The 7,685-nt window shown below is 62.3% G+C and carries 9 protein-coding genes and 2 pseudogenes; 6 read left to right on the plus strand and 5 right to left on the minus strand.

The features are described 5' to 3' along the window. Positions 1-124 (minus strand): annotated as a pseudogene (locus E5W70_RS21000) (aspartate transaminase); the annotation flags it as partial. A gap of 203 nt (positions 125-327) precedes the next feature. On the opposite strand from E5W70_RS21000, the gene E5W70_RS21005 reads away from it, so the two are divergent. The 4 genes from E5W70_RS21005 to E5W70_RS21020 all read left to right on the plus strand — a co-directional run bounded on the left by E5W70_RS21005 (position 328) and on the right by E5W70_RS21020 (position 3,496). Further along, positions 328-1,221, plus strand: coding sequence for an EAL domain-containing protein (locus E5W70_RS21005; RefSeq protein WP_292661804.1), 894 nt, complete (start codon positions 328-330; stop codon positions 1,219-1,221). 14 nt (positions 1,222-1,235) lie between these two features. Beyond that, on the plus strand, positions 1,236-2,072 hold the full coding sequence (locus E5W70_RS21010; protein ID WP_292661807.1) for an EAL domain-containing protein: 837 nt from the start codon (positions 1,236-1,238) through the stop codon (positions 2,070-2,072). A 261-nt stretch (positions 2,073-2,333) separates the two neighbouring features. Continuing rightward, positions 2,334-2,942, plus strand: coding sequence for a glutathione S-transferase family protein (locus tag E5W70_RS21015; protein WP_292661810.1), 609 nt, complete (start codon positions 2,334-2,336; stop codon positions 2,940-2,942). 98 nt (positions 2,943-3,040) lie between these two features. Next, positions 3,041-3,496, plus strand: a complete 456-nt coding sequence (locus E5W70_RS21020; RefSeq protein ID WP_292661813.1) for a hypothetical protein — start codon at positions 3,041-3,043, stop codon at positions 3,494-3,496. Between the two features lie 298 nt (positions 3,497-3,794). Here E5W70_RS21020 and E5W70_RS21025 read toward each other — a convergent pair whose 3' ends face one another. Further along, positions 3,795-4,172: a hypothetical protein gene (locus E5W70_RS21025; RefSeq protein WP_292661816.1), complete on the minus strand. Its 378-nt coding sequence runs from the start codon at positions 4,170-4,172 to the stop codon at positions 3,795-3,797. Between the two features lie 93 nt (positions 4,173-4,265). Here E5W70_RS21025 and E5W70_RS21030 point away from each other — a divergent pair. Beyond that, positions 4,266-5,032 (plus strand): annotated as a pseudogene (locus E5W70_RS21030) (IS5 family transposase). A gap of 130 nt (positions 5,033-5,162) precedes the next feature. Here the strand turns inward: E5W70_RS21030 and E5W70_RS21035 are convergent. Continuing rightward, complete coding sequence (locus E5W70_RS21035) at positions 5,163-5,378, minus strand: hypothetical protein (protein ID WP_292661819.1); 216 nt, start codon at positions 5,376-5,378, stop codon at positions 5,163-5,165. 491 nt (positions 5,379-5,869) lie between these two features. Further along, the gene (locus E5W70_RS21040; RefSeq protein ID WP_023678332.1) at positions 5,870-6,082 is read right to left on the minus strand and encodes a cold-shock protein; all 213 of its coding nucleotides are present in this window, start codon (positions 6,080-6,082) and stop codon (positions 5,870-5,872) included. A gap of 298 nt (positions 6,083-6,380) precedes the next feature. Here E5W70_RS21040 and E5W70_RS21045 point away from each other — a divergent pair, with 298 nt between their 5' ends. After that, positions 6,381-6,707, plus strand: coding sequence for a hypothetical protein (locus E5W70_RS21045; protein ID WP_292661822.1), 327 nt, complete (start codon positions 6,381-6,383; stop codon positions 6,705-6,707). Positions 6,708-6,758: 51 nt separating this feature from the next. Here the strand turns inward: E5W70_RS21045 and E5W70_RS21050 are convergent, their stop codons facing one another. Continuing rightward, the gene (locus tag E5W70_RS21050; RefSeq protein ID WP_292661825.1) at positions 6,759-7,328 is read right to left on the minus strand and encodes a methylated-DNA--[protein]-cysteine S-methyltransferase; all 570 of its coding nucleotides are present in this window, start codon (positions 7,326-7,328) and stop codon (positions 6,759-6,761) included. Between the last annotated feature and the right edge of the window lie 357 nt (positions 7,329-7,685).

Consider the following 7,685-nt stretch of genomic DNA (forward strand, 5'->3'; position numbering starts at 1 on the left):
CCGGCTCGCCCGCGCCCAGCCCGATCACGTCGCGGCCGGCGTTTTTCAGCTCGCGCGCCTTCTGCGTCACCGCGATGGTCGCGGAAGGCTTTACGCGGGAAAGGACGTCGGCAAGAAAGGCCATGAGAAACATCTCCAGAAAGGACCGGCGCGGCGAAGGCGCCGCGGCGCCTCTCATGTCGCATCGTCTTGCCAAGCGCAAGCCCAGCGCAGGCATTGTCGAATGAGCCAGCGCGCAATGCTGGCAACAATAAATTCATCAACGACCGGTAAAAGCTTGAACGGCAGGACCGTAGCCGGTCCGCCAGTCTCGCATAGCGAGGAACCGTGACGCGCAGCATCGGGCTTGCCCATATCATCCGCCATGATGACGGCACCGCCAGCGGTGTCTGGGGGGTCTATACGCTGCAAAGCGCGTTCCAGCCGATCTTCGCCTTCAACAAGGGCAAGCTTTCCGTCGTCGCATTCGAGGGGCTGATCCGGCCGTTCCGCGAAGGCGAGCCGCAGCCGCCAATGAGTTTCTTCAACAGCTGTCCGGCGGTCGACCGCCTGCATATCGAGGCGCTGACACGGACGCTGCACCTTCTGAACGCCGGCGCCTGCCTGCCGCGAGACGCCTCCATCTTCATCAACTTCGATCCATCGGTGTTCACCGACCGCAGCATCGCCGACAAGGCACTGCGCGACATGCGGCTGGTGCTGCACGAGGCCGACATCGATCCGCGCCGCGTCGTCTGCGAGGTCACCGAGCAGAAATCGGCATCGCAGGAAACGCTCTACAATTTCGTCGAGGCGCTCAGGGGCAATGGTTTGCGCATTGCCGTGGACGATTACGGCGCCGACGAATCCGACATCAATCGTATCAAGGAACTCAGGCCCGACATCGTCAAGTTCGACGCCGACTGGATCATGACGCTGATGGAATCCGGTGCCGGCTTCGCCTTGCTGACCGCCATGGTGACAAGCTTCGAAGAGCAAGGCATCCGCACGGTATTCGAGGGCATAGAGACGGGCTGGCAGCTCGAGCTTGCCGAAAAGTCGGGCGCTTCGATGGTGCAGGGCTATGTGCTGGCGCGCCCCGAGCTTGCGCCGACCAGTTTTCGCGTCTTCGACAAGAGCGGGCAGACGGTCGCAGTGTCGCCGGACATGAAGGAGGTGCCTGCGGCAGTTCCGACATCGCGGCGACCGAGGCGGGCCTTTGGCCGCAGGGTGGCATCGTGACCGGGCAAGCCGACATGCGGCGTAGGGTCGGCGAGGCGATCTTTGCCGACGAGGTCGGCATCGAATATGGCGTCTACGGCGCATTCCGGCTGAGGAGTGCCTACCAGCCGGTCTTCGCGCCGCGCGGCAGGTTTCTCGCCGCCGTTGCGGTCGAGGGACTGATCGAGCCGCATCGTGCAGGCAGGCCGATGGCGCCGCAAATCTTCTTCGAAGGCGTGCCGGCAGCGGATCGGCTGTTTGTCGAAACCATGTGCCGGGTGCTGCATTTGCGCAACTTCCGCAACATCGGCGTCGACGGGCTCGACCTGTTTTTCAACTACAATCCGCTGATCAACGACGACCCCGCACGGGCGCTGGCCGAAATCAGGCTGATGACCAGGCATCTGGCGGATTTCGGCCTGCATCCAGGCATGCTGGTCTGCGAGATCACCGAGCAGGCGGCCGGCGACAAGGTGCTTGTCAGCCTGGCGCGCGAGATGCGGCGCGACGGCGTCCGCATCGCCATCGACGATTTCGGCACCGGGCATTCTACCGAAGAAAGGGTCGCCCTCGTGCAGCCCGACATCGTCAAGATCGACGGCACCTGGTTCGCCGAATTCTGCCGCCATGCCGCCGCCGAGCGGTTTTTCCGGCCGCTGGTTTCGACGCTGCACGATCGTGGCGCCAAGGTGCTGGTCGAAGGCGTCGAGAATGCAACGCATCTGCGCGTCGCGTTGGATGGCGGCGTCGACCTGCTGCAGGGTTTTTACCTCGCCCGGCCGGCGCTGGCCGGCACGCTGTTCGACGAGGAGCCGCTGTCGATCGACAGGCTGCTTGGCAGGGATAACAACGTCATCCCCTTGTTCGGCTAGGACATGCCGAGATTCAAGTGATGCCGGCCTGCGAACGGCGGTTTCCTGCGCTTCCGGTGCTCACGTACCCAAAGTACGCTCCGCTCCGGTTCTCGGAACCCACCCTTCTCGGCTCGGCCTGACTTGAATCTCGGCATGTCCTGAAATGCATCAGCGGCGCTGATGGTTACGCCAAAACAAATCACTGGATGAAGCCGCCGCTGCCGCGATAGAGGCTGGATCAAGCCTTGAGACGGGTGGTTGCGAGCAAGGGGAGCGCCGATGATACTCTATGGAATGATCGACAGCGGCAATTGCTACAAGCCGCGCCTGTTGATGGCCAAGCTCGGCATCCCTTTCACCAATGTCGAGGTCAGCTCGCACACCGGCGACACGCGCAAACCCGACTATGTTGCGAAAAACCCGAACGCCATGGTGCCGCTGCTCGAACTCGACGACGGCCGCCGGCTGGCCGAATCCAATGCCATCCTGCTCTATCTCGCCGAAGGCACGCGGTTTCTGCCGGCGGACAAATATGAACGCGCGCTGGCCTATCAGTGGCTGTTCTTCGAGCAATACAGCCACGAGCCTTATATCGCCGTGCGCAGGGCGCTGCTGACCTTTCCAGAACGCGCGAAAGACGCGACACCCGAGCGGCTGGCGCTGACGCTGGAGCGCGGCAACAAGGCGCTCGGCGTCATGGACAAGCACCTGGCCGGGAGCAGCTTCTTCGCCGGCGATGCGCTCAGCGTCGCCGACATCGCGCTCTATGCCTATACGCACACGGCCGAGACGGGCGGGTTTCAGCTCGACGCCTATCCGGCGGTGGCCGCCTGGCTGAAAAGGGTCGAGGCCGACCCGGGGCATGTGCCGCTGGAGTGGTTGCCTTAGGCCGTGAACTCATAAATGAGGGGTGACCGAGAGACGAGTGGATTGCGGACGTGCGTTTGTGCCTTTGTGTACGCGGCGCGATCATCTAGGTTCCCAATATGGGCCTCTCTTTCTCCTACGTTCTGACTGGCAAAGGCTGGGCCGAGTGCCAGATCGACGTCGATGGCACGCATCTGTTCATGCAGGCCTCACACCTTTCGGACGCGTTCGATAGTATTGTTCGCGCCACGCTGAGCATGCTCGCGAACGGGAGCGTTGAAGCCGCGATCTTCAACGACGAACCCGGCACATACCGCTGGCGTCTCACACCCGCCGGCGACCGGCTCAACATCCGGATCGTCACCTATGACGAGCCGTTTGCCCGCGAGAACGATCCGACAGGCCGCTTGTCTTTCGATGTCGACTGCCGCTTGCGCACGTTCGCGGGCGCGGTCTTCTCGGCAGGACAGCAACTTCTCGCAACGCATGGTGAGGACGGCTACGCGGAGCAGTGGGGCCATCCGTTCCCTGGCGCGCCCCTCGCGCAACTCAAACAAGCACTGCGCAAAGGCTGATGAAGGTCCGCAACGGGGGGTAGCCTGTCTGATCAGGCGCCTTTCGCTTCTGCGCTTCTAGCCTGTGTTCCTCCCTGAGGAGGTTAGGTAGTGGTCTCCTGTGTCCCTGTGCCCCCCTCAGCTACACCCTGAGGAGAACTTCAGGGGAGCCTTGGGGTAGCCTTGCTGTAGGCTCTCAGGTGGCACCTTAAGGGGTCCCTTAGGTTCCCTCTCGGGTGTCACCTTAAGGTACACTCTAGGGGGAACCATCGGGGATAGTCCTAGGTTGTAAACGAGGATGTAAGGAGCCAGTTAAGGGTTAGGAGGGCCGTGGTGGATCGGTGATCACGACCACATCCATTGGACTCAATCCAAGCTCTCGTGCGAGGGTGAGCGCGTTCGGAACGATCCAGTAGAGTGTGTCTGGATCATAGGGAGCAGGCTGCATGGCTAGGTTGTAGAGTGTCTTAGCGCACACTTCCTCGAAGCAATATTGGGCCTCTGCCCTACGATCACTGCGCTGCTCTGCCTTCAAGTTCTTCAAACGAATGGCTTCGAACAGGCTGCGAGCCTTGGGCCAGGAGCCACGATCTTCGATCATCTGGTCGAGCTGTTCCAGCGTCTCCTTGTCCGCGCAATGCAGACAAAAGAGCCGGATTAGGCTCTGCATCTCTTGAAGGACGTGCCATTTCGTCATGGTCGACCATCATCAGGCACAGAGTGTTTGTCCGCAATGGTCGTTTTCCGACCGAGACTTTCATATTGCGGCGGAATCTGATTCAGGCTCCGCATGAGCCGATATGACCTGACTGACTTCGAATGGCGCGTGATCGAGCCGCTTTTGCCGAACAAGCCGCGCGGCGTGCCGCGCGTCGACGATCGGCGCGTGCTAAACGGCATCTTCTGGGTGCTGCGATCCGGAGCGCCGTGGCGAGACCTGCCCGAGCGATACGGCCCGCGCACCACCTGCTACAACCGCTTTGTCCGCTGGCGAAAAGCAGGGGTATGGGACCGCCTCATGGACGAAATTGCTAAAGCCCATGACGGCATGGTGCAGATGATCGACACCTCCGTTGTTCGCGTCCATCAGCAGGGTGCGACGGCAAAAAGGGGGATCGAGATCATTGTCTCGGTCGCTCCCGAGGCGGGCTAACAACCAAGGTTCACGCCCTTGTCGACGCCAAAGGTAGGCCGATCAAGCTGACGCTCACCGCAGGCCAAAAGAGTGACGTCGCCTCGGCGCCGGACATGATCGCCGACCTGCCCGAGGGCGCCATGTTACTGGCCGACAAGGGCTATGATGCCAATGCGCTACGCGGCGCTGTCACCGAGCGCAAGGCGTGGGCCAACATCCCGCCTAAGACCAACCGCAAAGACCCGATCTGCTTCAGCCCGTTCCTCTACAAGGCACGCAACCTCGTCGAGCGCTTCTTCAACAAGGCCAAGCAGTTCCGCCGCATCGCAACCCGCTACGACAAGCTGGCTGAGAACTACCTCGCGGCCCTCAAGCTTGTCTCAATCCGCATCTGGCTGCGCGATAATGAGTCTACGTCCTAGTTCGGGCCTAACGCTTGTCGCCGCTTCGCGGCTCGCTCCGGACGGGCGCGCCAACAGGCGCGACGCCCGATCGGGCTTGCGGCCCTTGGCCGGTGGTGCTCATTCGGGCTGTGTGATGTGGTGGTGTGATTTAGAGCGGGCGGATCCGGCCGGCTCGAATCTCAGCTAAAGCTTGCTCTGCAAGCTTATCGAGCCTGCCGGCTTTTGCGTCGGCCTCGATCTGTTGGTCCCACAAATCGCCCTGTAATGCCTCAAACCAGACGGTGAATGCCTTCAGTTCTTCCCAACTCAGTTCGACAATGGATTTTTTGATCTCTTCGAGCTTGGTCATGGGCAGAAAATACATGATCGGGGTTCCAGGGCAAAGTGTGTTGGTATTGGACGAGGTGCGCCAGCAACGCCGGTGATTGGCGAAAACTTCGGCGAGGGCGTCCTTCTCCCCGTCTCTACACGGGAGAAGATGGCGGCAGCCAGATGAGGGGCAGCGCCAGCCTTCGTCGTGATATCATGCTTGGCTTGGCGAAGGGCAGTCCTGATAGGTCGCGCTGCCCCTCATCGCCCTGCCGGGCACTTCTCCCCGTATAGTGACGGGGAGAAGGAGCTGTATCTGCGGTTTCGCCAATCGTCGGTCAAAATCCAGACAGCAAAAAGGCGGGACAAAATCCCGCCTTCCCATGCTTGGTAGCCTGATCGGGAGCGTTTTGGCCGGGCCGGCAGCAATCTGCTGCTTCGGCTTGTCGGGGTCTGTCGCTCCGGCGCGCTTCTCGCGCGACTGTCAGTACATCCGTGACTTGCCGCGCGCCCCGGGCTATCGCCCGGCGCGCGCCATTCGCAAAATCAGGCTGCCTTGCTCAGAGATCCAGCGGACGACTTGCCAGTGCGGCGGTCCTGCTCGATCTCGAAGTTGATCTTCTGGCCTTCGACCAGGGTCGACAGTCCAGCGCGCTCGACTGCGGAGATGTGGACGAAAACGTCCGCGCCGCCGCTGTCAGGCTGAATGAAGCCGAAACCCTTGGTGGAATTAAACCACTTGACCGTACCTGTTGCCATTTCGATAGTCCTTTACGTTTGCTTTAGTTTGACTGGACCGAAACCCAGCCGGCTTGTATCGAGATTTTGGAGATAGAACGTCAGCAAACGCGAATATCGCGAGGCCCGGATCGATCGGCCGAAATATCAATGGACCGCATATAATATGCTTTCGCGCGAAAAACAAGACGGGGCGGAAAATGGCACCGCGGCAACGCTGCCCAACGGCCGCCCCAATCGCGTGAGAGCGTCATTGTTGCGCGCCCGACGCGGGAGATCGCGCCGGCTTCGGGGCGCGGCCGGGTTTTGGGAGAGGGACATGAAAATCGTTCTGCTTGCCGCTTGCCTGACGCTGGTGGCCGCCGAGGCGCAGGCGGTCTCGCGCTATGACCCGACCCGCATGAGCTGCGGCAAGGTGCAGGCGACGATCGCGCGCGAGGGTGCGGTCATCCTGCGCTACAGATCGGCGCGCGTGCCGGGGCTGGCGCTCTACGACCGCTACGTGCGGAGCCAGCAATTCTGCGACATCGGCGAGGTCTGGGCGCGGGCCTCGGTGCCGAGCGCCGACACGAATTCCTGCACCGTCTACAAATGTAAGCGGGTGGAGATCGACCGCCGCTTCCGCCGGCGCCTGCTTCCGGATTAGGAGTTGAGACGACGTGCCGGGATGTCGGCCTCACTCGAACATCGATAAACCCTAGAACCCGAACGACACCTGCGCTGGGGGCGGCGGGCCGACGCGCACGCCTTCCATTGCCAGCATCTTTTCCTTGGTGGCCGAGCCGCCGGGGGCGGAAAAGCCGCCAATCTTGCCGCCGGCGGCAAGGATACGATGGCAGGGGATGACCAGCGGCACCGGGTTGGCGCCGAGCGCCGCGCCCGTCTCACGCGCCAGCCCGGCATGGCCGGCGCGTTTGGCCAGTTCGCCATAGGTGGTGGTTTCGCCGAAGCCGAGCTTTCGAGCCGCGTCATAGATCGCCAGGCGGAACTCGTCGACGCCGCTGAGATCGACCGGCACGCCGGAGAAATCGACGTCCTCGCCGGCAGCATAGGCCTTGATCGACGGGATGAGCTCGGCAACCCATTGCGGCTCGGGCTTCGCTGCCTGGTCGGCGGCGGCATGGCGCAGCAGCCGGCGTTCGACCGCGTCGCGATTGCGCTGCGGCAGACAGAGCCGGCTCAGTCCGGCATCACTCCAGGCGATGCCCATGAAGCCGATCACGGTTTCGAAGACCGCGTGGCCGGCGGCGGCTTGAGAAGCGTCCATGGCGTGCTCCTTTCCGGAATCCTTCGAAGTACAAATCCAGAACAATATCGCATTTCCCGGCCCGGCTCGCCACCCGAAAACCACCGGCTACCGCGGATTGCAGGGGGAAAGATGCTGGTGTAAGGACTTCTTAACACCCGACGAACCGGACCCGAGCGCCCGCTTGCCAGCAAAATTCCTCTTTCCCGTCCTAGCGGCGGTGTTGGCCGTGGCCGCTCTCAGCGGTTGCACCTCGACTTCGCCGGCGACCCCGGCGCCGGCCTTCACCGAAAATGCGGCCAACACCGATGCCGGCTTTACGTTGGCGCTGCCCGACACGGTTTCGGTCCTGCCGGAGCCGTCCGGCGTCGCCCAGAC

This window comes from Mesorhizobium sp. (assembly GCF_005063415.1).
Taxonomy (GTDB): Bacteria; Pseudomonadota; Alphaproteobacteria; order Rhizobiales; family Rhizobiaceae; genus Mesorhizobium.